General features: G+C 69.6%; 26 protein-coding genes and 1 pseudogene. 11 read left to right on the forward strand and 16 right to left on the reverse strand.

Features of this window, described 5'->3' with window-relative positions:
* Nucleotides 1-3 precede the first annotated feature (3 nt).
* Together DMC61_RS04165 and DMC61_RS04170 are read left to right on the forward strand one after the other, a co-directional pair.
* Entirely contained in the window at nucleotides 4-723 is a 720-nt protein-coding gene (locus DMC61_RS04165; protein WP_125686896.1) for a Clp protease N-terminal domain-containing protein, read from the forward strand.
* A gap of 126 nt (nucleotides 724-849) precedes the next feature.
* Nucleotides 850-1,809 carry a hypothetical protein gene (locus DMC61_RS04170; RefSeq protein ID WP_125686898.1) on the forward strand — a complete coding sequence of 320 codons (960 nt, stop codon included), beginning with the start codon at nucleotides 850-852 and terminating at the stop codon, nucleotides 1,807-1,809.
* A gap of 82 nt (nucleotides 1,810-1,891) precedes the next feature.
* Here the strand turns inward: DMC61_RS04170 and gndA are convergent, their stop codons facing one another.
* Together gndA and DMC61_RS04180 are read right to left on the reverse strand one after the other, a co-directional pair.
* Nucleotides 1,892-3,331, reverse strand: a complete 1,440-nt coding sequence (gene gndA, locus DMC61_RS04175) for an NADP-dependent phosphogluconate dehydrogenase (RefSeq protein WP_007030805.1) — start codon at nucleotides 3,329-3,331, stop codon at nucleotides 1,892-1,894.
* Nucleotides 3,332-3,715: 384 nt separating this feature from the next.
* The gene (locus tag DMC61_RS04180) at nucleotides 3,716-4,624 is read right to left on the reverse strand and encodes an MBL fold metallo-hydrolase (protein WP_125686901.1); all 909 of its coding nucleotides are present in this window, start codon (nucleotides 4,622-4,624) and stop codon (nucleotides 3,716-3,718) included.
* 221 nt (nucleotides 4,625-4,845) lie between these two features.
* Here DMC61_RS04180 and DMC61_RS04185 point away from each other — a divergent pair, with 221 nt between their 5' ends.
* From DMC61_RS04185 to DMC61_RS04195, 3 genes are read left to right on the forward strand one after another with little or no spacing between them, the layout of a single operon-like run.
* On the forward strand, nucleotides 4,846-5,703 hold the full coding sequence (locus tag DMC61_RS04185; RefSeq protein ID WP_037335949.1) for a helix-turn-helix transcriptional regulator: 858 nt from the start codon (nucleotides 4,846-4,848) through the stop codon (nucleotides 5,701-5,703).
* Between the two features lies 1 nt (nucleotide 5,704).
* Nucleotides 5,705-6,520, forward strand: a complete 816-nt coding sequence (locus tag DMC61_RS04190) for an SAM-dependent methyltransferase (RefSeq protein ID WP_125686903.1) — start codon at nucleotides 5,705-5,707, stop codon at nucleotides 6,518-6,520.
* A 14-nt stretch (nucleotides 6,521-6,534) separates the two neighbouring features.
* On the forward strand, nucleotides 6,535-7,392 hold the full coding sequence (locus DMC61_RS04195; protein WP_125686905.1) for an SAM-dependent methyltransferase: 858 nt from the start codon (nucleotides 6,535-6,537) through the stop codon (nucleotides 7,390-7,392).
* Between the two features lie 7 nt (nucleotides 7,393-7,399).
* On the opposite strand, the gene DMC61_RS04200 is transcribed toward DMC61_RS04195, so the two are convergent.
* Nucleotides 7,400-7,672 carry a hypothetical protein gene (locus DMC61_RS04200; protein ID WP_016330864.1) on the reverse strand — a complete coding sequence of 91 codons (273 nt, stop codon included), beginning with the start codon at nucleotides 7,670-7,672 and terminating at the stop codon, nucleotides 7,400-7,402.
* Nucleotides 7,669-7,941 (reverse strand): hypothetical protein, encoded by a 273-nt coding sequence (locus tag DMC61_RS04205; protein ID WP_063272044.1) that lies wholly within the window; start codon nucleotides 7,939-7,941, stop codon nucleotides 7,669-7,671. Before DMC61_RS04205 ends, DMC61_RS04200 begins: the two co-directional genes overlap by 4 nt.
* 306 nt (nucleotides 7,942-8,247) lie before the next feature.
* Between DMC61_RS04205 and DMC61_RS04210 the strand changes: the two genes are divergently transcribed.
* On the forward strand, nucleotides 8,248-8,502 hold the full coding sequence (locus tag DMC61_RS04210; protein WP_016330866.1) for a DUF397 domain-containing protein: 255 nt from the start codon (nucleotides 8,248-8,250) through the stop codon (nucleotides 8,500-8,502).
* Between the two features lie 58 nt (nucleotides 8,503-8,560).
* Here the strand turns inward: DMC61_RS04210 and DMC61_RS04215 are convergent, their stop codons facing one another.
* From DMC61_RS04215 to DMC61_RS04245, 7 genes are all read right to left on the reverse strand, one after another.
* Nucleotides 8,561-9,109: a hypothetical protein gene (locus DMC61_RS04215; RefSeq protein ID WP_037333098.1), complete on the reverse strand. Its 549-nt coding sequence runs from the start codon at nucleotides 9,107-9,109 to the stop codon at nucleotides 8,561-8,563.
* On the reverse strand, nucleotides 9,102-10,232 hold the full coding sequence (locus tag DMC61_RS04220; protein WP_125686907.1) for a hypothetical protein: 1,131 nt from the start codon (nucleotides 10,230-10,232) through the stop codon (nucleotides 9,102-9,104). The genes DMC61_RS04215 and DMC61_RS04220 overlap by 8 nt, the downstream gene beginning before the upstream one ends.
* Nucleotides 10,233-10,250: 18 nt before the next feature.
* Nucleotides 10,251-10,613 (reverse strand): FixH family protein, encoded by a 363-nt coding sequence (locus tag DMC61_RS04225; RefSeq protein WP_199749898.1) that lies wholly within the window; start codon nucleotides 10,611-10,613, stop codon nucleotides 10,251-10,253.
* A 41-nt stretch (nucleotides 10,614-10,654) separates the two neighbouring features.
* Complete coding sequence (locus DMC61_RS04230; RefSeq protein ID WP_370456383.1) at nucleotides 10,655-12,103, reverse strand: hypothetical protein; 1,449 nt, start codon at nucleotides 12,101-12,103, stop codon at nucleotides 10,655-10,657.
* Nucleotides 12,104-12,202: 99 nt separating this feature from the next.
* Entirely contained in the window at nucleotides 12,203-13,054 is an 852-nt protein-coding gene (locus tag DMC61_RS04235; protein WP_125686911.1) for an oxygenase MpaB family protein, read from the reverse strand.
* Nucleotides 13,051-13,599, reverse strand: a complete 549-nt coding sequence (locus DMC61_RS04240; RefSeq protein WP_199749881.1) for a TetR/AcrR family transcriptional regulator — start codon at nucleotides 13,597-13,599, stop codon at nucleotides 13,051-13,053. The genes DMC61_RS04235 and DMC61_RS04240 overlap by 4 nt, the downstream gene beginning before the upstream one ends.
* Complete coding sequence (locus DMC61_RS04245; RefSeq protein ID WP_125686915.1) at nucleotides 13,596-14,978, reverse strand: amidase; 1,383 nt, start codon at nucleotides 14,976-14,978, stop codon at nucleotides 13,596-13,598. Before DMC61_RS04245 ends, DMC61_RS04240 begins: the two co-directional genes overlap by 4 nt.
* A gap of 76 nt (nucleotides 14,979-15,054) precedes the next feature.
* On the opposite strand from DMC61_RS04245, the gene DMC61_RS04250 reads away from it, so the two are divergent.
* Nucleotides 15,055-16,059: a D-cysteine desulfhydrase family protein gene (locus DMC61_RS04250; protein WP_125686917.1), complete on the forward strand. Its 1,005-nt coding sequence runs from the start codon at nucleotides 15,055-15,057 to the stop codon at nucleotides 16,057-16,059.
* A gap of 78 nt (nucleotides 16,060-16,137) precedes the next feature.
* Here DMC61_RS04250 and DMC61_RS04255 read toward each other — a convergent pair.
* Nucleotides 16,138-16,689 (reverse strand): annotated as a pseudogene (locus DMC61_RS04255) (DUF998 domain-containing protein); the annotation flags it as partial.
* A gap of 53 nt (nucleotides 16,690-16,742) precedes the next feature.
* Complete coding sequence (locus DMC61_RS04260) at nucleotides 16,743-17,516, reverse strand: protein phosphatase 2C domain-containing protein (RefSeq protein ID WP_125686919.1); 774 nt, start codon at nucleotides 17,514-17,516, stop codon at nucleotides 16,743-16,745.
* Between the two features lie 62 nt (nucleotides 17,517-17,578).
* On the opposite strand from DMC61_RS04260, the gene DMC61_RS04265 reads away from it, so the two are divergent.
* Both DMC61_RS04265 and DMC61_RS04270 read left to right on the forward strand, forming a co-directional pair.
* Nucleotides 17,579-17,788, forward strand: coding sequence for a sigma factor-like helix-turn-helix DNA-binding protein (locus tag DMC61_RS04265; protein ID WP_004559389.1), 210 nt, complete (start codon nucleotides 17,579-17,581; stop codon nucleotides 17,786-17,788).
* Nucleotides 17,788-18,312, forward strand: a complete 525-nt coding sequence (locus tag DMC61_RS04270) for a Clp protease N-terminal domain-containing protein (protein ID WP_016330877.1) — start codon at nucleotides 17,788-17,790, stop codon at nucleotides 18,310-18,312. Before DMC61_RS04265 ends, DMC61_RS04270 begins: the two co-directional genes overlap by 1 nt.
* Before the next feature lie 94 nt (nucleotides 18,313-18,406).
* Here the strand turns inward: DMC61_RS04270 and DMC61_RS04275 are convergent, their stop codons facing one another.
* Complete coding sequence (locus DMC61_RS04275; RefSeq protein WP_125686921.1) at nucleotides 18,407-19,039, reverse strand: YitT family protein; 633 nt, start codon at nucleotides 19,037-19,039, stop codon at nucleotides 18,407-18,409.
* A 61-nt stretch (nucleotides 19,040-19,100) separates the two neighbouring features.
* On the opposite strand from DMC61_RS04275, the gene DMC61_RS04280 reads away from it, so the two are divergent.
* Complete coding sequence (locus DMC61_RS04280; RefSeq protein ID WP_125686923.1) at nucleotides 19,101-20,555, forward strand: PLP-dependent aminotransferase family protein; 1,455 nt, start codon at nucleotides 19,101-19,103, stop codon at nucleotides 20,553-20,555.
* Nucleotides 20,556-21,026: 471 nt separating this feature from the next.
* Here the strand turns inward: DMC61_RS04280 and DMC61_RS04285 are convergent, their stop codons facing one another.
* The gene (locus DMC61_RS04285) at nucleotides 21,027-22,121 is read right to left on the reverse strand and encodes a hypothetical protein (protein WP_233594689.1); all 1,095 of its coding nucleotides are present in this window, start codon (nucleotides 22,119-22,121) and stop codon (nucleotides 21,027-21,029) included.
* A 365-nt stretch (nucleotides 22,122-22,486) separates the two neighbouring features.
* Here DMC61_RS04285 and DMC61_RS04290 point away from each other — a divergent pair, with 365 nt between their 5' ends.
* Nucleotides 22,487-22,960 (forward strand): RNA polymerase sigma factor, encoded by a 474-nt coding sequence (locus tag DMC61_RS04290; protein WP_125686925.1) that lies wholly within the window; start codon nucleotides 22,487-22,489, stop codon nucleotides 22,958-22,960.
* A gap of 12 nt (nucleotides 22,961-22,972) precedes the next feature.
* On the opposite strand, the gene DMC61_RS04295 is transcribed toward DMC61_RS04290, so the two are convergent.
* Nucleotides 22,973-24,136: a pyridoxal phosphate-dependent aminotransferase gene (locus DMC61_RS04295; protein WP_125686927.1), complete on the reverse strand. Its 1,164-nt coding sequence runs from the start codon at nucleotides 24,134-24,136 to the stop codon at nucleotides 22,973-22,975.
* Nucleotides 24,137-24,147: the final 11 nt, after the last annotated feature.

Raw genomic sequence — 24,147 nt, forward strand, 5'->3', positions numbered from 1 at the left:
GGCATGACGAATCCCGTGCGGCTCGACGACCTCATCTCCCACATCAAGCAGCAGCATCCCGACGGCGACGTGCTCGGCCAGTTGTCCGACGCGGTCTTCCTCGGCGAACACCTCGGCGAAGTGGCCGACCATCTGATCGGCCACTTCGTCGACCAGGCGCGGCGATCCGGCGCGTCCTGGACCGAAATCGGCAAGAACATGGGGGTGTCCAAGCAGGCGGCGCAGAAGCGCTTTGTCGACTCCAGTGGCTCGTCGCTGGAAGACCTGGTGAAGGTGTTCAGCCGCTACACCGATCGGGCGAGGCAGGTCGTCGTCGCGTCGCGGGACGCCGCGGTGACGGCGAAGAGCCCGCAGATCGAGCCCGTGCACCTGGTCCTCGGGCTGCTCTCCGAACCGGCGGCGCTGGCGGCCGGCGCGATCGTGGCGCAGAAGGTGACTCTCGAAGCCGTCCGTGAGGCCGCGGAGGCGCGGCTGCCCGAACCCGCCGACGAACCGGCGGAGGCGGCGAACATGGCGTTCGGCGCGCAGGCCAAGAAGGCGCTGGAACTGACCATGCGGGAATCGCTGCGGCTCGGGCACAACTACATCGGCACCGAGCACATCCTGTTGGCGCTGTTCGAACTCGGCGACGATTTGCTGACCGGGCTCGGGCTCACGAAGGAGAACACCGAAGCGGTGATCGTGCGGGCTCTGGCGGAGATCGTCGCGGCCAGGCAGGGGTGAAGGACGCTTTCGTCTCATGCCATGCGGGGAAAGTCCCCTTCAGCAGCTATCCACAGGGACCCCCGGTTATCCACAGGTTCGAAATCGGCTCTGGGCAGACCTCGCGATCGGCCCCACGATCGAAGAATGAAAAAAGGATCATGGGGTGACACCCCTGAACTTCTGATGGCGAACAGCGACCACGGCGTCATCCGGGTGGCGCGCCTTCAAGAGATGGGCGTCTCGTCGACCACGGCTTACCGAAGATGCGGACCCCGCGGCCCTTGGACGAGACTCTTACCCGGCATCGTCCTTCTCTACAACGCACCACCCTCGCGCGAGCAACAGGTCGCCGCGGCGATGCTCTACGGCGGCGAGTCCGCTCTGCTCACCGGTGGTGAAGCTTGCCGGATCCACGGCCTGCGAAATGTGCCCGACACCGGTGACGAGATCCACCTTCTCGTGCCGCATGAGCGGAAACTCCATAACTACGACTACGTGGTCGTCGAGCGGACACAACGGCTGCCCCGAACCGTGAACCGGGGTGGTCGCCCGCTGGCAGAGGTCACTCGCGCGACCCTCGACGTCTGTCGCAGGCAAACAGATGTCAGGCCCGTCCGGGCCTTGGTGAGCGAAGTGGTTCAGCGCAGATATAGCTCTTTCGAGCGGCTCTCCCACGAATTGGCCCACGGCAGCCAACGGGGAAGCGCGGTGCCTCGGCTGGTCCTCTCGGAACTGGCTTCCGGGCAGGAGTCGGTCGCCGAGATCGACGCCTGGCGAGTCTGGGAGCTGTCCGGTCTGCCGGAACCGGTGTGGAACAAGAAGTTGTACGACGCGGAGGGCCGGTTCGTCGCGAAACCGGATGCCTGGTTCGACGATGTCGGGCTGGCTTGGGAGGTCGACTCGCTGTCGTTCCATCTCCAGGTCGTGGATGGATTCGACCGGACTCTGGCCAGGAATGGACGATATGCGGCGGCCGGCGTACTGGTTCTCCAGACCTTGCCGTCGCGGCTGCGGACCGAGCCGGACAAGGTGGTCGCCGAATTGCGGGCAGCCCACGCCGCGGCCGCTGCTCGGACTCGGCCGAATGTACGGATCGCGAGTTGACAAAGGGGCCCTTCACCGCATGGCATGCGGTGAAGGGCCCCTTCGTGGCGTCTTATGCGGGGAAAGTCCCCTTCAGCATTTGTCAGGCAGAGGACTCGGGACGGCCGTCGGCGGCCCAGGCGGTGTGGAACGAACCTTCGCGGTCGACGCGGCGGTACGTGTGGGCACCGAAGTAGTCCCGCTGCCCCTGCACCAGCGCGGCGGGAAGCCGCTCCGCGCGCAGACCGTCGTAGTAGGCCAGCGCGGTCGAGAAGCCCGGGGTCGGGATACCCAGGCGCACCGCCGTGGAGATCACCGAACGCCAGGAGTCCTGGGCGTCTTCGACGGCCTTGCGGAAGCCGCCCGAAGTCAGCAGCGTCGGCAGCGCGGGCTCTTCGGCGTACGCGGCCGTGATGTCGTTCAGGAACTTCGCGCGGATGATGCAGCCGCCGCGCCAGATCGACGCGACCTTGCCGAGGTCGATGTCCCAGCCGTACTCGGCGCCGCCCGCCTGGATCTGGTTGAAGCCCTGGGCGTACGCCACCACCTTCGACGCGTACAACGCCTGCTCGACGTCGTCCGCGAAAGTGTCCAAAGCGGACCCCGTCAGCGGCGCGCGCGAAGGACCGCCGAGACCGCGGGAGGCCTCGCGCAGGTTCGACGAGCCGGACAGCGAGCGCGCGAAGACGGCTTCGGCGATGCCGCTGATCGGCACGCCGAGGTCCAGTCCGATTTGGACGGTCCAGCGGCCGGTGCCCTTCTGCTCGGCCTGGTCCGCCACGATGTCGACGAACGGTTTGCCGGACGCGGCGTCGGTGTGGGCCAGCACCTGCGAGGTGATCTCGATCAGGTACGAATCCAGCCGCCCCGAGTTCCAGGTGCGGAAGACCTCGGCGATCTCGGCGGGGGAGTAGCCGCCCGCGCCGCGCAGGAGGTCGAACGATTCGGCGATCAACTGCATGTCGGCGTACTCGATGCCGTTGTGCACCATCTTCACGAAGTGCCCGGCGCCGTCCGCGCCCACGTGCGTGCAGCACGGCTCGCCGTCGACCTTCGCCGAGATGTCCTCGAACAGCGGCCCGAGCGACTGGTACGACTCCTTGGACCCGCCCGGCATGATGCTCGGCCCGTGCAGCGCGCCCTCCTCGCCGCCGGACACGCCGGTGCCGACGAAGTGGATGCCCTTCTCGCGCAGCGCGGCCTCGCGGCGCCGGGTGTCCGCGAAGTGCGCGTTGCCCGCGTCGACGATCACGTCGCCCTTCTCGAGGAGCGGGACGAACTCGTCGATCACCGCGTCCGTCGGCGCGCCTGCCTTGACCATGATCACGACCTGGCGCGGACGCTCCAGCGCGTCGACGAACTCCTGCGCCGAATACGCCGGGATGAAGTCGCCTTCGTCGCCGAACTGCTCGACCAGTTCCTTCGTCCGCTGCTCGGAGCGGTTGTGCAGGGCCACCGTGTGCCCGTGCCTCGCGAGGTTCCTGGCCAGGTTGCGGCCCATGACCGCCAGGCCGGTGACCCCGATGCTCGCCTTCTTGCTCATCCGCACCCTTCCGCTTCGATTCCCGTGCCGAGCCTATCCCCGTTGAGGGATACGGCGCCGGTACGAGAGGGGATCAACCGGGAGTTGTCCACAACCGGGCCTGCCTGTGGACAACTCGGCTCGCGCGGCCCGGCCCGCTCCGGTCGCCGATACGCTGGGATCGGGGTCGCCCCCCCAGGGACGGGTGGGGGCTGCTTGTGGGGGCTCTGGGCTGGATTTGGGTGTCTTGAAGGGACCTTTGGGGCGTTGGATGTCTCGAAGGGGGCCTTCGGGACGTGCGGCGGGTGGGAGGGTTGCGAAAGCCACTTTCGCAACCTTCAACGTTGCGAAAGTGGCTTTCGCAACAGCGGCGGCGGTCAGCGACCGGTCAGGAGAAGCGACCGGTCAGGAGAAGCATCGGATGGGCGCGCCGTTGAAGGTGACCATGTCCGCCAGCGCCGCCCCCAGATCGATCGCCCCACCCCACTCCAGACCGTCCAGTTCGGCATAAGCCCGGTGCAGGTTCGCCGGAAGCCGTTCCTGTTCGGACAGTGCCTCGTAAGGCCCCAGATCCGCCTCGCGAGCCGCCTGAAGCGGTGTCAGCCCCGCGGCCTTCCCGTAGGAAGCGAGTTTCTGCAGGAAACCCAGGTAGCCGTCGACGACATCGATCGCCTCGGGGCCGCACACCGGGCCGTGGCCCGGCACGATCGTCTCCGGCTCCAGTTCGCGGACCAGGTCCAGCGCCTGCCGCCAGCCGGCGGGTGAGCCCATCAGCGCGAAGGGGCTGCCGCCGTTGAAGATCAGGTCGCCGACGAACAGCACCCGCCGCTCCGGCAGCCAGACGAGGACGTCGTTGGTGGTGTGCGCGGCGTGCCCGGGGTGGATCAGCTCCAGCCGGACGTCGCCGGCGTGCACGGTCAGCCGGTCGTCGAACACGACCTCGGGCGGCCGCAGCTCCAGATGGCCCCAGTCGTTCCCGGTGAACGAGTTCTCGTAGGTGTTGATCCCGGTCGCGACCATCACCTCGCGCGTCTTCCGGTGCCCGACGATCGCCGCGCCGGCCGCCAGGTAGTTGCCGTTCGTGTGGTCGCCGTGATGATGCGTGTTGACCACAGTGGTCACCGGCGCCCCGGCGGCCGACTCCGCGGTCGCGAGCAGCGCCCTGGTGCGCCGTTCGGTCGAACACGTGTCGATCACCACCGTGTGATCGCCCGCGGCGACGAAACCGCAGTTGTTGATCCACCACGAGCCGTCGGGCTGGACGTACCCGAACACACCATCGGTGACCTGCCGGGCGAAGGGGGATTGGTCCACTCGGTCAACTATGCCCGACCGACGTGCCCGAAATGTGACGAGATCGCTCCGCCACCAGGGTGACGTACCAGGTGACTGGTGTTTTCGGCCGTTTCCTGGAACGCTGCGCAATGTCATCATCGAACCCCGCAAGGTGAAGTACCCTGGGTGGGTTCGAGTATTCGCGCGCAGGACGGCGGGCAGCCGCGGTCCTGGTCTATGTGGTCCGGGAGAGCAAGGCGATGGCCAGCACCGTCACCTCGCGCCGGAAGCAGCTCGGGAACGAGCTCCGGCATGCCCGCAACGCCGCGCGGATGACACAGCAGCAGGTCGCCGAAGTACTCGGCTGCACCCAGGGCAAGGTCAACAAGATCGAGTCCGGTGCCGTCGGGGTCAAGCTCGGGGATGTGCGATCGATGCTGAACGCGTTCGGGATCAACGGCGACGAGGCCGACACGTTGATGAACCTGGCCCGCGCCGCGGCCGGGCAGCGCGGCCACTGGTCCGGCTACCGATCCGTGGTGCCGCACTGGTTCCGCACCTTCACCGACCTCGAACCCGCGGCCGCGGAGATCCTCACCTGGCACGGCGAGCGCATCCCCGGCCCGTTGCAGTCCGAGCACTACATGCTCAAGCAGTTCACCGAAGCCGGCGCCACCGACGTCACCTCGCTGGTCCGCAACCGCTTGGACCGCAAGGCCGTCTTCGAGCAGCAACAGCCGCCCTACTACCGGTTCATCATCAGCGAGGGCGCCCTGCGCCGCGCGCCCGGCGGCTCCGCCCCGGCGGTGATGCTGGACCAGGTCGAGCATCTGCTGGCGCTGGACAAGCATCCGCGCGTGTACGTGCACGTGCTTCCGTTCGGCGCGCGGCTCGCCGCCGTGCCCAACGACTTCACCATCATGCGATTCCCCGACCGCACCAGGGATTTCGTCTACATCGAACACTCCGCCGGCGGGTTGTACCTCGACGACGTCAAGGACTTCAACATCTTCGTGGACTCTTGGGACAGGCTGCGCGGCGCCGCGCTGGAACGCCAGGAAACCCGGCAGTTCCTCAAGGAACTCGCCGAGCTGTACAGAACACAGATGCAAGCCTGAGATGGATCCCCGGTTCCTCCCCGAAGGCGTGGACCTCGAGCGGCCCAACGCCGCCCGGATCTACGACTGGGCGCTCGGGGGCACCGCGAACTGGGCGGTGGACCGGGAATTCGGCGAGCAACTGGTCAAGACCTTCCCGCTCGTGCGCACCGCGGCCAGGGCGAACAGGGCCTTCCTCGGCCGCGCGGTCCGGTATTGCGCCGAGCACGGCGTGACCCAGTTCCTCGACCTCGGCTCCGGCGTGCCGACGGTCGGCAACGTCCATGAGATCGCCGATGACGTCGACGCCGACAGCCGGTGCGTGTACGTCGACAACGAACCGGTCGCCGTCGCGCACGCCAGGATCCTGCTGGAGAAGAACGGCGATCCGGCCAGGCACGCGGTGATCGGCGGCGACCTGCGCGAGGCGGACGACATCTGGGAACAAGCCTTCGACACCGGCGTGCTCGACCCGGCGAAACCGGTCGCCCTGCTCACCGTCGCGGTCCTGCATTTCGTGCCGGGCCCCGAACTCGACGGCGTCATCGCGCGCTACCGGCGGCTCCTGCCCGCCGGTTCCTTCTACGTCCTCTCCCACGTCACGATGTCCGGCGTGGAGGGTGACGAGCTGGCCCAGATCCAGCGCGTCGTGAAGCAGTACGAACAGTCGAGCACGCCCGCGTCCTTCCGCGACAGGGAAGAGATCCTCGGTTTCTTCGGGGATTTCGACCTCGTGGCGCCGGGTCTGGTCCCGGTCGGCGCATGGCGGCTGGACGATCCCCGCTCGCCTGCGGTTGACTGCGCCATCGGCGGGGTCGCCCGCAAACCCGGTTCCTGACGAGGTGTGACGGTATGACGACGCAACACGACCCCATCGACCCGGTGGCCCCCGAGGGTGTCGATCTCGAACGGCCCAACGTGGCCAGGGTGTACGACTGGTTCCTCGGCGGTTCGGCCAACTGGGCCATCGACCGCGAATTCGGCTCGCAGGTGCTCAAGCAGTTCCCGGAGGTCAAGACCTTCGCCCGCGTCGGCCGCGACTTCCTCGGCCGCGGCGTGGGATACCTGGCCCGCCAGGGGATCACGCAGTTCCTCGACATCGGCTCCGGCGTGCCCACCGTCGGCAACGTCCACCAGATCGCGAGCGCGATCAACCCGGACAGCCGGGTCGTCTACGTCGACATCGAACCGGTCGCCGTCGCGCATTCCCAGCTGCTGCTGGAACGCGAGGGCCTGCTCGGGCGGCACGCGGTGCTGCAGGGCGACGTCCGGGATCCCGCCGACATCTGGAAACGCGCCCTCGAGACCGGGGTGATCGACCCGCGGCAGCCGATCGGGCTGGTACTGGTCGGCCTGCTGTACTTCCTCGGCCCGGAGGAGCCCGTCCACGAGATGGTCCGGCAGTACCTCGATTTCCTGCCGTCCGGTTCGTACTTCCTGTCCTCGCATCTGACCGAGGACGGCGTCACGCGCAAGGAAGGCGACAACCGGGAGAACGTCCAGGAGCTCTACAAGAAGACCAGCGCGCCGTTCCACCTGCGGTCGCGCGCGGAGTTCGCCGCGTTCTTCGACGGGCTGGAGCTGGTGGAGCCGGGGATCGACTGGATGGCCACCTGGCATCTCGACGAGGCGGATTCCCGTGCCAGCGACCGGTTCGCGGACGACCCGACGTTCACCGGCGGCCTCGGCGGCCTGGGCCGCAAGCCCTGATCCTTCCTCAGGCCCGGCCGGTCAGATGCCCGATCAGGGGCGTCAGCTCGAACTGACCTTCGAGCGGCCGGCCGGTCCTGATCAGGTCCCGGTGCGCGCCCGGCGAATCGACTTCGGAGTTCCACGGCGGCTGCTTGCGCAGCGGCGCCTGGATGAGGCTGAACCCGAACCGCTGACGCAGTTCCAGGCCGATGGTGCGGTGGTGGTGCTTCGCCGAGGCCAGGCGTTCGTCCTCACGGCGGAACAGCAGCGTGGTGAGACGGACGGCCACGGCGGTCACACCCCCCGGCTCGGACGCGGCAACCGCGCCTGGTCGGCCGAACCGGCGAGGCCGAGGCAACGCTCACAGGGCATCCCCGAACCGACGGGGACCCATTCCAGGTGGTCGTAGGGCATCGCCGCACCACAGCGGGCGTGCAGGAACTCGGGGTGCGAACCCCTGGAGTGCAAGTCGAAAAGATGCGCGGAGCGGCGGCTTTCGCCCGCCGTCCCGGCCATGAGCCTGCCGACGGCGAGTACCGTCGCCGGCATGGTGTCCTGAATGATCACGCTGATCCCTCCCCCACGAGGTCGGCGGTGGGTGGTCATGCGCCGCGGGGCAGACGTCCCTGCCGGTCATCTGCCGTCGATGGCCTGCCGAAACGGCGAACCGTACTGCGAGCGATTCACCAACAACCGAGCCCCGGCCGCTGCGATTAATCCTACTCCTGGAATAATCTTCATGTCGAGGGTGGGCGGAGTTGATCACCCACTTGGCCGTGCGGGATAGTCCCGTTGAGGCAGGGAGAAGCCGGGACGGTGACGGTTCGCGCAGGTCGCGGCCGCACCCCCGACCGACGTTCGGAGGTACGACCAATGGCCGATTATCCATCGGCGGCGGATTACGATCCGACCACGGCCGTGTCGCTGTTCGACGACTCCGCGTGGGAGAAATCCTTCGCGAGCGAGCCCAACGGGGGGAACTGCGTCGAGGTCAACCTCGCCCGTGAAGGCCTGGTGGGGGTCCGTGACACCAAACTGGCCAACAGCCCTGTCTTCGTCTTCGATTCCGGTGAGTGGAACGCCTTTCTCAAGGCGGTCAAGGCCGGACAGTTCGATTTGAGCCCATGACGAAAGGCTCGCGTGCCCATCGGGACACGCGAGCCATCCGATCTTCGGTCACTTCGAGTCACACCGTCGCGGGAAGCCCGTTCCCCCGTAGCCGGGATTTCGTCCGCCGCCACGCGACGGCGATCAGGACGGCGAGGACGATCAGCGGGATCAGGCTGATCGACCAGCTCACCGCCATCGGCGGCCCCGGCTGTTCGAGCACCGCCAGATCACGGAGTTCTCCCGCGCCCTTGCCCGCGGGCCCGTCGATCTCGAACCGGAACGTCCACGAGCCCTGTGTCTGCAGGGCCCGGATGTCCAGTCCCCACACCTCCAGTTTCCGCGGATGCTTCGCCAGCGGCTGGGGACGGCCCAGCCGCCCGGTCTCCGGATTGAGGAACGCGAGCGTCCCCGACTTCCCGGCGATCCCGTCGTCCGGGATGAACGTGAAGTCCAGCGATTGCATGGCGCGCAACGGCCACGTGCTGAAACCGACGGTCATCCCGTACGGCCCGACCTGAACCCGTTCGGTGTGGACGATGTTCACCGGTTCGTAGGCGTTCGCCGCGGGCGTGGTCGCGAACAGCAACCCGATCGCCGCCGCCAAGGCCAGCAATGTCTTACGCATGCGCGTTCTCCCCCTTCGCCGGGGCCAGCAGCCTCAGCATCCCGCCGAACCGCCACCCGGCGAAGCCGCCGAGCAGCCCGACCACCGCGCCGGCGGCGCCGGTGGCGAACACGACCGCCCAGGGCATCCGGTCGGAGCCGTAGACGATCGCGTTCTGGATCGGCATGCTCGCGCCGACCAGCAGCCCGCCGATCACGCCTGCCAGCACCGAAACCCGGCCTGCCGGCCAGCGGCGTGAGAGCAGGTACACCGCTTCGAGCACGGCCGCGATCGGCAGCAGCGCCATCGGCATCATCGACGGCATCGCGGGGACGCCGTCGATGTAGTCGCGCATCGGCAGGCCGACCGCGCTCGCGTAGGCCTCGGCGGCCCACGGCGAGAACCACCAGGTGATCGCCTGGATGACCGCCAGCGCCGCGGCGACCCGGACCGCTCCGCCCGGCCTTCCCCAGAACCCGGCGCCCGCCGAGACCAGCAGCACCGAAAGCAGCGCGATGCCGACGGAGACGACGTCGAGCCCGTCGACGTCGATCTGCTGCAGCCCCAGCACGGTCACCGTGCTGAACGCGATCAGCACGCCGAGGCTGCAGACCACGCCGACGGTGCCCCAGCGGTGTTCCCGCGCGGCCGCGAACACCATGACCGTGCCGATGATGCTCAGCGTGATCGACAGCAGCAGCCCGATATGCGGCGGCGAGTCGATCACCGCGTCGAAGCCGTACAGGCCGTGCCACCACTGATCCCACAGTCCGTACAGCAGGAACATCGCCGCGCCCGTCCCGGTCACCAGGTAGCCCGCCGGTGCGGCGAAGACCTTGCCGAAGACGTTGATCGCCCGGCCGCCGACCCGCGCGTCGACCGGCCGTCCCGCCCGGCGCGCGGCCGTCGTCATCAGCACGACCACGAGGCTCGCGAGCCCGGAGATCGCGCTGCCCGAGTACAGGAACAGATGCGGCATCGTGAAGAACGTGTCCGGGCCGACGTCGCCGTGCCACTGGATGTCCCAGGTCAGCCCGACCAGCGAGATCACCGATCCGGCCAGCACCGTGCCCGCCGGTACGAGACCGGTGCGTTCACTGCGCGCCACCGGGACGGCCCTCGCCCCTCCCGCGGTGAGATCCATACCCCCGACCTCCCTCTCTTACTTGACCAGCAAAGGAAAAACGTGCTGCGTGGCGCCGGACGGCCCGCGCAGTGAAACGGTGATCTCCCATTGCCCCGACATCGGCAGCAGGACGTCGCCGGTGCGGAACCGGCCCGGTCCCTCCGCGATCGCGGGCGACGGGGCGAGCGCGTGCCCCATCTGCGGCATCACGGGTTCGAGCGTGACGACGTCCGGCGTGGCACCGGTGACGGTCAGCGCGAAGACATTGCCGCCCTGGTGCGGATCTTCGACCGAAAGCTGCACCGTGTACGGGCCCTGCGTCGAGCGCTGCACCTGCGCCCCGCCGCTGCTCGGCCACACCAGCCACGCCACGATCGCCACCGCGAGCACGGCGACCATGGAGATCAGCAGAACCGGCCTTCGTCTGTCCACTGTGGAACTCACTGCGGTGCCCCTTCCGCCGGGACCTCGATCTCCATGGGCACGGTCAGCACCGTGTAGTCGCGTTCGGCCTGGAGCCAGACGCGGTACTTGCCGGGTGCGGCGAAGGTGTAGGTGAACGGGACGTCGGGCCCGTACGCGGCGACCGTTTCATCGGGTTTGTCCGGCATGCCCGGCGATTGCGGGATCATCGAGTGCACGTGGGCCCAGGTCGGCGCGGCAGCGGCATCCGCGCCGACCCGGTGGTCGCCGGTGATCGGGCCGACGACGATGAGATGGCCGAGCATGCCCAGCCAGGGCTGGAGATCGGCCTTGCCGAAGCGCGCGGTGATCGTGGTCGGTGTACCCGGCCGCACCTCGACGTCGACCGGATTCCCTTGGACGACCCGCTTTCCTGCTCCGGCGGGGACTGGCTCCACAGGGGAGCCCGTTCCGGCCGCGACATTCATCGTGCTGCGGACCAGTTGCACACCGCCGCCTCGCCGGGCGAGTTCTGCGGCGACGGCATAGATCCCGGCCTCGGGCGGAGTGAACTTCACGCGGTAGTCACCGGGGCCGACGCGGACGGGATGCAGATGCCAGAGCCTGCCCGTCGGCGAAATGACGACGAGGTGGATCAAAGCGTTGTCGTGCACCAGAAGATCGTCGACCGGGCGGCCGGTCGCGCCGTCGGCGAGGGCGAGGCGCACCTGCGCGAGCGATCCCGCGCGCGCGTTCGGCGAATTCACGGCCAGATTCACCGGCGGCCGTGAGAAGTCCACTGTGGACATCTGCGCGTTCGCGTACGGGTCTTGGACGTTGTCGATCGTCGGATCCAGTGCCGCGCCGGGGGCGGGCGGCGGCGGAGTGGACGCCGACAGCATCGCGCCGGTGACCGCGACGGCGAGCGCGGCGACCATCCCGCCCGCCGGGATCAGCGCGAGCTGCGGCCGCCGGACGCGCATCGCGACGACGAGGCCGAGCACCAGGAACACGCCCGCGGCGACGAAACCGCCGAAGGTGGCCTTCTCCCACGGAGGGATGACCCTGGCCGGGACGATGAACGGGATCGACGCGGTGTCCGTCCCGTCGTCGAGGCCGAGTTCCCAAGGGCCGGGCTGATCGACGCGCAGCTGTGCCGCATGAGCACCGGGTTTCCCGTCCAAATGCACCGTCGTTTCGGAAAACGTGGTTCCAGCGGCCGACGCGCGCAGTTTCAGCGTTCCCGGCGCGCTTCCGGTGTGCGTGACGACGTCGACATGCAGCGGGCCGGGCGCGATGTCCATCCGCCGCAGGATGACCGTGAGATCCCGCGTGCCGAGCGTCTGCGCCACCTGGACGTCCGCGCCGCTCGACACGCCGTCCGCCCGCGCGGTGCCGGACAGCAGAACGGACGCCAGCGCGCAGAGCACGAGTACGCGGGCGATGACCATCGGCGCCGTGCGCCGCCCCCTCGGTGAATTCCCCATCCCGGCCGAAGTTAACGACGACGGCCCGGGAAAGCGTCACAGCGCCGGGTGAATCGGGGTCCCCCGTAAAGGGGACGGCGTCCCTTACTCCGGTTGGGGTCAGCCCCCGAGGAAACGATACGCGCGTGGATGCGCCCGGAACCAGACGTTGAGCCTGCCGATCCGCCGCACGAGCGAAGACCGCAACGTCACCGGCACCAGGCCGCCGAAGAGCCGCACCGCCCGTCGGAATCGGTCGAATCGGCACTGGTCACGGGCGGTCCACTGTAGACCGAGCCGGTCTCGCAGGGCGGGCGGCAACGTGGCGCGGATGACGAACATCTGTCCCCGATGCTGCCACCGCTGAAGCCGGACCCATCGTTTGTCGGGCAGCCACCGCCAGGGTTTCTTCACCGTCCGGATCGTTTCGAACAATGTCGAAATCGTCTCGTTCGGGCCGAATCCGTCGATCATGTCCGCGTAGTACCGCTCGAATTCCGGCCAGGTCGGCGGCAGGTCTTGCTCGCGCAGACCGAGAAGCCGTCCGACGTCGCACATCTGCGCGTAGTATTCGTCCAATTCGGACGGAGTCATCGGCGTACCGTAGAACCGTTGTGTGTCAACGGGAACCATGACGAGCGTGGCGTGCACCCAGGCGTACGCGGGCGGGTTCAGCGCGCTGTAGCGGCGGCCGTCGTCGATGCCGGTGAACGACCGGTGCAGCGCCCGCAGCCGGTCGGCCTCGTAGCGCGCGCCCTCCGGGCCGCCGTAGATGTAGATGGACAGCGACGCGGCCGTGCGCATCAGCCGGGTCCACGGATCCTCGATGTAGTCGGAATGATCCCGCACCCCGGCCGCGACGACCGGATGCGCGACCTGCAGCACCAGCACCTGGCCCGCCAGCAATCCGGCCCGGAAGTCGCCGAAGTACTTCCACGCCGCCGTCCCCTTGACGATCGGCGGACCGGTCATGACGCGCCGCGGACGAGCATCATCAGCGATTGGGCCACCCCGACGCCGTCGTCGCCCGTGGCCAGCCTGCGCAACTGCAGGCCGGCGATCAGCGCGACCACCGGACCGGTCAGCCGGTCCGGGGACGGCACGCCGAGCGTTTTCAGGATCACCAGCGCGAGTTCGTCGTACGCGGCGAAACAGCGGGCGGCCGCGTCCTGGAGTCCGGGGTCGCGCGCGGCCTGCAGGTACAGCTCGTGCGCGCCGAGTTCGTCGGTGCCGAACGGCAGCTGCGCGATGACCTGCTCGACCACCGACGCGGCCTGCTCGACACTCAAGCCCTGCTCGCGGTACGCGTCGACGAATCCGGTCAGCTTCGTGGTCTCTTCTTCGACGAACAGCAGCATCGCCTCGCGCAGCAAGGCGGTCTGGCTGGGGAAGTGGTAGGTCAGCGTGCCGAGCGAGACGCCGGCCGCGGTCGCGATCCGGCGGTTGGTCAGCCCGCCGACCCCCTGTTCCCCGACCACCTTGAGGGCGGCGTGGAGGATGGCCTCGCGGGTGTTCACCAAACGGTCTCGGGTTTGCGGTCCTGCCACCGTTCGACCTCTTCCAGTTGCGCGGCCAGCGAGATGAGCCGCTCCTCGGCGTGCGAGGGGCCGAGCAGCTGACCGCCGAGCGGCAGGCCTTCCGGGCTCAGCCCGGCCGGGACGTTGACCCCCGGCCAGCCCAGCACGTTCCACGGCCAAGCGTAGGGGCACGCGGCGATCATGGCCTGGTCGGTCTGCCAGCCGGAGAGCTTGTCGAAGGTGCCGATCCGCGGTGGCGGCGTGGCGGTGGTGGGCGTGAGCACGACGTCCACCCGGCCGAACACCGAGCCGATCTGCCGTTGCAGCAACGGTTCCGTGGCGCGGGCGAGCCGCAGCGCCGGACCGGCCAGTGCCGAACCCTGCCGCGCGTTGGCACGCGTGCGCGGATCGAGCCGCGCCTGGTCCGGGACGCGGCGGGACCAGTCACGCACGCCGACGAGGGAACGCGGCAGGAAGGTGAGGCCGATCAGCCGGTAGTCGGGTTCGATCTCGACGATCTCGTGGCCCAGTTCGGCGAACCGCTCCGCGAGCCGGACGACGGCCGCGTGCGCCTGCGGGTCGAGCTTCGTTTTCGTCGCGGTGAAAGGGATCCGCGTGGACAGCCCGATCCGCATACGGCCCGGCTCGCGGCGGGCGGCCGCCTGGAACGCGGTGCCGGTGCCGGCGGCGACGTCGAGCAGGAGGGCCGCGTCGGCGACGGTGCGCGCGAGCGGACCGACCACGGTCAGGCCGTGGAAGAGTTCGCGTCCGGTCGGGACGCGGCCGCGCTGCGGTTTGATCCCGACGAGATCGGTCCACGCGGCCGGGATCCGGATCGACCCGGCTCCGTCGGAACCCAGCGCGGCGGCGATCACCCCCGACGCGATGGCCGCCGCCGCGCCGCCCGAGGAACCGCCCGGGGTGCGCTCGGTGTCCCACGGATTGCGGGTCGCGCCGAACGCGGGGCCTTCGGTGAACGGCCATTGGCCGAGTTCCGGGGTGTTGGTCTTGCCGATGAGCACCGCGCCCGCCTCGCGGAGCGCGGCGACCGGCGGGGAATCCGTTGTCGCGACGGAGAAATCGCCCTCGCAGCCGAACGCCGTCGGCAGCCCGGTGACGTCGAGGTCGTCCTTGATCGCGGTCGGGACGCCGAGCAGGGGAGCGGATTCGCCGCCGGCCAGCCGCCGGTCGGCCTCCTCGGCCTCGCGAAGGGCTTCTTCGGCGCGAAGGCACTTGAAAGCGTTGAGAACGGGCTGGCTGGCTTCGGCCTTTTCGAGCGCTTGCCGGGTGAGTTCGACGGAAGTGACCGCGCCGCTGGCGAGCATCGAGGCCTGTTCGGCGAGGCCGGTGAACGCGAGGTCCGTCTTCGAGGTGGTCATGGGCTCCCCCTGCAGGTTCTCGTTCGTTCAAACGAACGATACCACCGAGTAGCCTCGGTGTGGTTACGTGAAGTTCATGAATCTCGATCGCTTCCCCCGCGTCGACCTCGGCGGCTACCCGACGCCGCTGCATCCCGCACCCCGGCTGGGCGAGGCCCTCGGCCTGCCGAAGCTGCTGCTCAAACGGGACGACGTGCATCCGCTCGGGGTGGGCGGCAACAAGCTCCGCAAACTCGAGTTCCTGCTCGGCGCGGCGATCGAGAACGGCGCCGACACGGTGATCACCTTCGGCGCGCTGCAGACCAACCACGGCCGCCAGACCGCCGCCGCCTGCGCGAAGCTCGGGCTGCGATGCGAGCTCGTGCTGACGGCGAAGGTCCCGCGCGACGGTGAAGCGTACGAACGGTCCGGCAACGTCTCCCTCGACCATCTCTTCGGCGCGAACGTGCACATTTGCCGCGACGGCGAGGAGACCGGGAAGACCTACGACCGGCTGATCACCGAGGCCGCGGCCGAGGGGCGCCAGGTGGCGACGTTCCCGGTGGGCGGCTCCGACGGTGTCGGGGCGCTCGGCTACGTCGCGGCCGCGCGCGAGATCGGCGGCCAGCTCTCCGAGCTGGGGATCACCAAGGCGAGGCTGGTCGCCCCGCACGCCAGCGGCGGGACCTCCGCGGGGCTCGTCGTCGGCGCGGCGGACCTCGACCGGCTGACGCTGGACATCGCCTGCGTCAGCCATCCGGTCGACGAAGCCCTCGACAACCTGGCCGATCTCACCATCGCCGCCTCCGCGCTGCTCGGCACCGAGCCGCCGTCACTCGACGGGTTGCGCATCGACGACCGCACGATCGGCCCCGGCTACGGGATCCCGACCGGCGAGACGTGGGACGCGGTGCGGCTTTTCGGCCGCACGGAAGGAATCGCGCTCGATCCCGTGTACACCGGCAAAGTGGGCGCCGCGCTGGTCCGCTGGGCCGCCGAAGGCCATTTCGCGCCCGACGAGCACGTCGTCTTCCTGCACACGGGCGGGCTGCCCGGTCTCTACGGCTACGCCCCCGAATTCGCCGACGCGGTGCGCCGCTGACGCGACCTTCAGCATCCCGGCGATCAGGATCACGTGTGCCACCAAGGAAACCCGCTGCATGACCCCGACCGGCGCGATGTCGGTCAGCGTCTTGAAGAACGGGATGTCGGACAGGCGCACGAAGATGAAGCTGAGCCCGAAGACGACGAGACCGGCCGCGCTGCCCCAGGCCAGGCGCCCGACGAGCCTGGCCGCCGGGGTGCCGCGCAGGTTGTCGCGCAGGGTGAAGCCGGCGGCGGGCAGGCTGAGGAACGCGATGAGGCACGCGTACAGGTGGATCTCGCCGCTGACCGGATCGGGGAACTCGGGGTAGCTCGCCGGGAAGATCGCGGCCGCCGCCAGCCCCAGCGACCACAGCACGAACAGCAGTTTCGTGGTGCGGCTGAGCGGGATCCCGGCCGCGGCCAGCGCGCCGAGCGCGGTGAGCGAGCCGATGGACAGGGAGAGCACGCTGGCGCCGAGCATGCCGGTGCCGCGGTCGACGTAGGCGTAGCTGGAGAGCGTGTCGAACACCGGATCCCGTGAGCTGATCAGGTGGAGCACGACCATGGTGAACAGTGCCCAGCCGATGGCCGCGCCCGACGCGATCAGCCACGGTCTCGTCCGCGATCTCTCCCCAGGCAACGTCATGCGTCCAGCGTGCTCGCGCGGGCGCGGATTTCCGATCCGGGAAGCCCCCGGTTTTACCCTGGGGCTACCCCGAAGTCGACGAGTACCAGTAGCTGGTCATCGTGCCTTTTCGCGCGGGGCCAGCGCTCGCCGTCGGGGTCCTGTTTCTCCGCCGTGCGCACCGCGTCGAGGACGGCGTCGGGGCCACGCTCCCGGCTGATCGCGAGCACCTCCGGCCAGTCGAACAGGCCGTACTCGTCGACGCCGATCGCGACACCGTCGGTGGCGAGGAGCAGGGCGTCGACCTCCGAACGCGGCCAGCTGCGGCGGACGGCCTCGGCGGCGGCCGTGGGTTCCGCTTCGGCGACCCAGAAGCCGTCCGGCGCGTTGCGTTTCGCGCGGACGTCGGCGCCTGTGCGGAGCTGACCGCTTCTGCGCAGCGAGACGAGCCTGTCGTCGGTGAGCGGGTCCGCGCCGGAGGGACCGAAGGCGACGATGGGGCTGTCGGCGAGCACCAGCCCGTCGACGGTGTCGTCCGTCCAGCGCGCGATCGCGACCGTGCTCGACGGTGAACGTCCCGGTTCGAGGCCCTCGCGGCGGGCGACGTCGGCGATCGACTCGGCCAGCAGCACCGCGAGATCGGCTTGGGGTTCGGCGGTCAGCGCCCGCGACAGGCTGTGCACGAGCAGGCTCGCGTACCAGCCTCCGGACGGCAGATCCGGCCTCGGCGCCGTCGCCCCGTCGAGCACCACCACGGCGTTGCCGAGGACGGCGACGTGGTCTTCGGTCGGGCGCGTCGATCCGTCCGCGCCTACTCCGTCCCTTTCCGCCACTGCGATTTCGACCATGTCCCCGACCCTAACTGTCAACCGAGGTTGACGCGGGCGGGATGTCAACGTAGGTTGACGTCATGACCGAAGCGACAGATCTGGCCGCGCGAGCCGGCGACCGCGATCCCCGGGTGGGATTGCGCGCCGTCGCCGCCTTGCGCCGGCTGTTGGAACAACTCGAGGCCGTGCAGGTCCGCAGCGCGCGGGTGCACGGCTGGTCCTGGCAGGAGATCGCGGCCGAGCTGGGGGTCAGCAGGCAAGCGGTGCACAAGAAGTACGGGAGGCATTGATGTTCGAACGGTTCACGCCCGAACTTCGCGAGGTCGTCGTCGGCGCCCAGCGGGTGGCGTCGGACGAGGCGTCCGCGAACGTCGACCCGCTGCACCTGCTGACGTCGCTCTCCCGGGGCACCGGCGTGCTGACCGCGCTGGGCTGCCCGGCGGACGAACTGGCCGACGACCTCCGGCGCGTCCGCCGCCGGGGCGGGATGAGCGACGCCGATGTCGAGGCGCTGAGCGGGTTCGGCATCGACGTCGAGCACATCGTCGAGCGGGTCGAACAGACCCACGGCCCGGGCGCGCTGACCGGCGGGCAGCGCGCCGGACGCGGACATCGTCCGTTCACGCCGGAGGCGAAGAAGGTGCTGGAGAAGAGCCTTCGCGAAGCCATCGACGTCGGCAGCAAGCGCATCGAAGGGGAGCACCTCCTGCTCGCGCTGACGGCCGTTCCCGGCGTGGCCGCCGACGTGCTCGCGCAGCGGGGCATCGACTACCTCGCCGTCCGTCGCCTCCTTGAGCAACGAGAGGCCAGCTGACCAAACCCGCACACGCGTGATCAGAGGCGTAACTCGCGTGATTGAAGGCGGATCTCGCGAGTTGCGTCTCTGATCACGCGAGTTACGCCTTCGATCACGGGTGGGCGCGCTCCCGCCACACGACGTACGGCAGGAACGCCTGGGTCAGCGGGCCGATGGCGAGCGCGTACAGGACCGTGCCGACGCCGACGGTGCCGCCGAGCAGCCAGCCCGCGGCCAGGACGGTGATCTCGATGAGGGTCCGGACGAGGCGGATCGACTTGCCCGTCCGGGCCGCGAGGCCGGTCATCAGCCCGTCGCGGGGGCCGGGGCCGAGCCGCGCACCGACGTAGATCGCGGCGGCGAGACCGTTGAGCACGACCCCGGCGACGAGGTTGAAGATCTGCCAGCCGAGCACGTCCTGGTCCGGCAGGAAGAGCCGCACGAGGTCGACGGTGAGCGAGATGACCACGACGTTGGCCGCGGTCCCGATCCCGGGCCGCTGCCGCAGCGGGATCCACAGCAGGAGAACGAGGACCGACGCGATCGCGGTGACCGTGCCGAACGAGAGACCGGTGATCTTCATCAGGCCTTCGTGGAGCACGTCCCACGGGTCGAGGCCGAGTCCCGACCTGGTCAGCATGGCCATGCTGCCGCCGTAGAGGGCGAGCCCGCCGACGAGCTGGAGCGAACGGCGGGTGGTGTCCTGCGAGATGCCGACAGGTTTGAGGTCGAGTTTGAGTGCCACGAGTGCACCATCAGGGGTAAGTGGCTGCCTTGACCATGGCCAATCTGGAACAATTGGCCTTATGGAACCGCTGATCCCGCTGACTGGACGCGTTTCGGGGCCAAAATTGGCCATCTTGCTGGGGAGTTGGCGGCAGAGTGGTTCTCGACACGGTGCCGCGGATCTGGCGGCCGCCGTCGAGCTGCTGGTGCTCGACGGCAGGCTGCCGCTCGGCACGAAACTGCCCGCCGAGCGGGAGCTCGCCGAGGCGCTGGACGTCAGCCGCACGCTGATCGGCGCCGCGCTGGACAAACTGCGCGCCGACGGCCTGGTCGCGAGCCGTCGCGGGGCGGGTTCGTGGATCGCGGCGCCCGGCGGCCGCGGCCGGAGCGCGATCCTGCCGACCGGCGAGGACCTCATCGACCTCGCCCAGGCCTGCCCGCCCGCCGTCGCCGGTCTGGTCCCGGCCGTGGACGCCGCGCGGAAGGCGCTGGTGGACCACCTCGGCGAGAACGGCTACCAGGTGCGCGGCCTGCGGATCCTTCGTGAGCGGATCGCCCGTCGCTACACCGAGCGCGGTCTGCCGACCAACGCCGAGCAGGTGATGGTCACCAACGGCGCGCATCACGCGTTCGTGCAGATCCTGCGCATGCTGGCCGGGCCCGGCGACCGGGTGCTCGTCGAGCAGCCGACGTACCCCAACTCGCTGGAAGCCATCGGTGCCGCGCACGCGATCGGGGTTCCGGTGCCGTTGGACCCGGTCACCGGATGGGACGTCGTCGGCATCGAGGCCGCGCTGCGCCAGTCCGCGCCGAGGCTCGCGTACTTCGTCGCGGACTTCCAGAACCCGACCGGTCTGCGCATGGACGCCGGCGGCCGGGAGCGGCTCGCGGCCGCACTGAACCGCACCCGGACGCCGGCGATCATCGACGAGACGCTGGTCGAGCTGGACCTCGAAGGCGATCCGGCGGACGGACCACCGCCGCTGGGCGCGTTCCTGGGCGATCTCGGCATCACGATCGGCTCGGCGTCGAAATCGCACTGGGCCGGCCTGCGGCTCGGCTGGATCCGCGCGTCCGAGGACATCATCGGGAGGCTGATCGCCGCCCGGTTCGCCGTCGACCTGGGGTCGCCGGTGTTCGAGCAGCTCGTTCTCGCGGAACTCCTCGACGACGGCGGGGCCGCGCTGGCGCACCGCCGCCAAGAGACGCTGGCCCTGCGCGACGCGCTGACCGGGGCGCTCAACTGGTACTGCCCGGACTGGACGTTCACCGTCCCACCCGGCGGGCTCTCGCTGTGGTGCCGTCTGCCGGAGCCGATGAGCACGCGGCTGGCCGTCGCGGCGGCGGGACACGGGGTGCAGGTGGCGCCGGGCTCGCGGTTCGGTGTCCACGGCGGGCTGGAGCGCTGGCTGCGGCTGCCGTACGCGCTTCCGGCCGAGACGCTCTTCGAGGCCGTACGCCGCCTCGGCGCGGCGGCCGCTTCGGTGGCCGCGACTCCCGCCGTCGCCGCCCCGGTCGCCGTCCAGGTCACCTGATTCCCGCATTTCGTCCTCTGAATGCGGGCCGGGAACGGAAATAGCCGGTGCGCCGGCGGGGCTGCCGATGCTCCAGGGAGGGCATCGGCGCCGCACGACCAGCGCACCGGCTATCCGGCCCGCCCCGAGGCCGAAACCTCGGGACGGGCACCGCGGCGGTTACCCGGCACAGCCCCTCGACGTGCCGGGAACCGCCCGCGGTTCAGGCGGACTTCGAGCTTGGCCGGCTCCTGCTCGGCGCGGTGAGCAGAAGCCCCCGGAGTCCACCCGGTGCTGGTCCCGGCGCCGCAGGGGCAGCGCGGCGCCGGGGCCGGGATCCGAACCGGCCGGGCGCGGTCGGCCGTTCGGAAAGACTTTGGGGTTGCCTGAAAAGGGGCAGGCGAAAGCGGCTTATGCCAGAGGATTCATCAGGCGTCGAAACCAGAAGTTGATCTTGGTTTGGACGTGGTTCTCCCCGGCGACCCGGTCAGGTCAGTCGGGGGAGGTGGCCGGAAGCGCGGCTTCCCGGCCGGTGCGCTCGCCTTCGTGGTCGCAGCCGGTTCCGATGAGCTTCAGCTGCGTGGCGGGCATTCCGGAGTCGAGCACGGCGAGCGGCCCGCGGCCGCCGCCGGTGTTGTCGTGACCCGGCTGGGCGGTCGTGGTGGGCGCGACCGGGGCCACCGGGGCGCTCGGCAGGCCACCGCCGCCGCCCGAACCGCCGCCGTCCGGGGACGCGTGCGTGTCGGACTCGGCGGGCGCGGCCGGAGCGGGCTTGGCGTCGTGCTGGACCTGGACGGGCAGCGTGACGCGGTGGTGCTGGCTCGCCGCGACCGGAACGGGGGTCTCGGCGGGGACGAGCGGACGCGGGTCCGGCGTGGCGGGTGCGGCGGGTGTGGCCGGAACGACGGCCTTCGCCGGGACGGCGATGGTGACCGAGCCGCTCGCCGACTCGCCCGAGCCGCCGCCGAAGACGGGGTCGAGCATGTCGCCGGTGCCCGGCAGGATCACCGGGGCGCCGCCGGCGCAGCACGGATTCGGCGTGATGATCGGCGAGACGACCTGGTCGCCGATTCCGTCGACGACACCGACGACCCCGCCGACGGTCTCGACGACGCCGCCGACCGTCGTCGTGACGACGTTCAGCACGCCACCGATGAGGCCGCCCAGCAAACCGTTGGACGCCTGGGGCTTCGCGGTCTTCGTTTCCGGCTCCGGAGAAGAAGTCTTCTCGACGGAACTCGTGCTCGAAACGGCCGCTTCCTCCACAGTGGCCTCGGGCTCTTCGCTCGGAACGGGAGCGGGCTCATTCGAGGTTTCGGTGGGCTCGGCGGGTTTCGTGGTCTCGGTCGTGGTGGAGTCCGAAGTGGACTCGTTCGGAGTAGTCGTTTTCCCGGATGCGGTTTCGTCCGCGGGCTGGACCACGGAGGTCTCCGGCGTCACGGGAAGTTGTTCCTCGGCCGAAGCCGGGGTGCTCAAAACGGCGCCGAGGAGCCAGCCGGTGAGCGCGAGCCCGCCCGCGAAAAGAATTCGCATGCCGGTCTTGCGGGAGGTGAGGTCGTGACGGCGCACGACTGCCGCACCACTCACAGCAATCACCACCGTCCGCGCCTGAAACCCACGTTTTCCGCGTGAGTTCGATCTTTCTTGGGGTCTCTTCCGGTCAGGTCGCAGTTCCCCCGGGGCTGCACCAGTTTTAGCACCGGAGGGGAGTGTTTCACCTCAGCCGCCGTCGATCCAGCCCGTTAGGCGGAACGACGCAACCGGCTCCGGTGCCTGGAGTACCGAAGTTGATCACTCTCGGTATGTGCCCGGCGGCCATCCGGGGACGGGTGGAACTACTCAAATCCTCGGTGACCTGACCTTTTCCGGATCCCGGATGCGGTGTGTGCCGTCGAAATCGCGTTCGGTGATCGGTGCGGCGGGCGCAAGCCGCCGGGAGGGGAAGGTCCGGGATGTGGGACGTGAACGCGGTGTCGGCGGCGGTGCTCAAGGTGCTGAAGACCTACCGGCTGAGCGAAGCCGACGCCAAGGACATCTGTCAGGAGGCGTGGCTGGAACTGCTTCGCGTGCCAGGCGCGCTACGCGACGAAGCGAAGCTGGGGGCTTGGCTGACCACCACGGCGCGGCGTCGCGCGCTTCGGATGATCACCAGGAACAGGCGCGAAACGCCGCGTCCGCTGCCCGGCGCGGAGACGACCCCGGAGGCCGAGGTCGTCCGCGCCGAACGGGACCGCGCGCTCTGGGCGGCGGTCGATCGCCTGCCGGATTCGCATCGACGGCTGGCGCGGCTCCTCGCGCACCGGCCGGAGCTGTCCTACGCCCAGATCGCGGAAGAACTGGGCCTCAGTCCGGCCAGTGTCGGCAGGCTTCGAAGACGGTGTTTGGACCGGCTCAGACGGACTCTCGAAAAAGGCGGCTGGGCGTGAACATCGGACGGGTCACCGAAGTTTGCGCAACCGGGTGACGGCTTCGTCGATGACCTCGTTGCGTTTGCAGAACGCGAAGCGCAGAAGGTGTTTCCACTCTTCCGGGTGATCGGTGAACACCTTTACGGGCACGGCCGCCACGCCCACCCGTTCGGGGAGCTCCCAAGCCAGCTCCGCGGCGTCGTCGAAGCCGAGCGGACGGACGTCGACGCAGACGAAGTAGGTCCCGGCGGTCGGCCGGACCGCGAACCCCGCGTCCGCGAGGCCGGCCGCGAGCCGGTCTCGCTTGTCCTGGAGGCTCGTGCGCAGTTCCTCGGCCCACGGCAGTTCGTGGTCCAGCGCGTGGGCGACGGCGGGCTGGAACGGGCCGCCCGAGACGAAGGTGATGAACTGCTTCGCCGCCTTCACGGCCGCGACGAGCTCAGGGCTCGCGCAGACCCAGCCGATCTTCCAGCCGGTGCAGTTGAACGTCTTGCCCGCGCTGGAGATCGACACGGTGCGGTCGCGCATGCCGGGGAAGGTCGCCAGCGGGAGATGCTCGGCGTCGTCGAACACGAGATGCTCGTAGACCTCGTCGGTGATCGCGATGAGGTCGTGCTCCACGCAAAGCTTGGCGACGGCGTCCAGCTCGGCGCGGGTGAACACCGTGCCGGTCGGGTTGTGCGGCGAGTTGATCAGGATCGCCCTGGTCCGGCCGGTCACCGCGGCGCGCAGGCCCTCGACGTCCAGCGCGAACCGGCCGTCGCGTTCCACCAGGCCGACGACCCGCCGCTCCGCGCCGGCCATGGCGACCGCGGCCGCGTACGAGTCGTAGTACGGCTCGATGACGATCACCTCGTCACCCGCCTGCGTGAGCGCGATCAGCGACGCCGCGATGGCCTCGGTGGCACCGGCGGTGACCAGGATCTCCGTGTCGCGGTCGTACTCGACGCCGTAGCGGAGCCGATGCCGCGCGATCGCCGCGCGCAGCTCGGGCCGCCCCGGACCCGGCGGATACTGGTTCGCGCCCCCGAACAGCGCGTTCTTGGCGGCGTCGAGCATTCCGGCGGGGCCGTCGGTGTCGGGGAAACCCTGGCCGAGGTTGACGGCTTCGTGGCGGACGGCGAGTGCCGTCATCTCCGCGAAGATGGTCGACGTGAAGGGCTGGAGGCGGGGTACGAGGACAGGTTCGCGCACGATCAGCCATC

Source organism: Amycolatopsis sp. WAC 04169 (assembly GCF_003947535.1).
Lineage (GTDB): Bacteria > Actinomycetota > Actinomycetes > Mycobacteriales > Pseudonocardiaceae > Amycolatopsis > Amycolatopsis keratiniphila.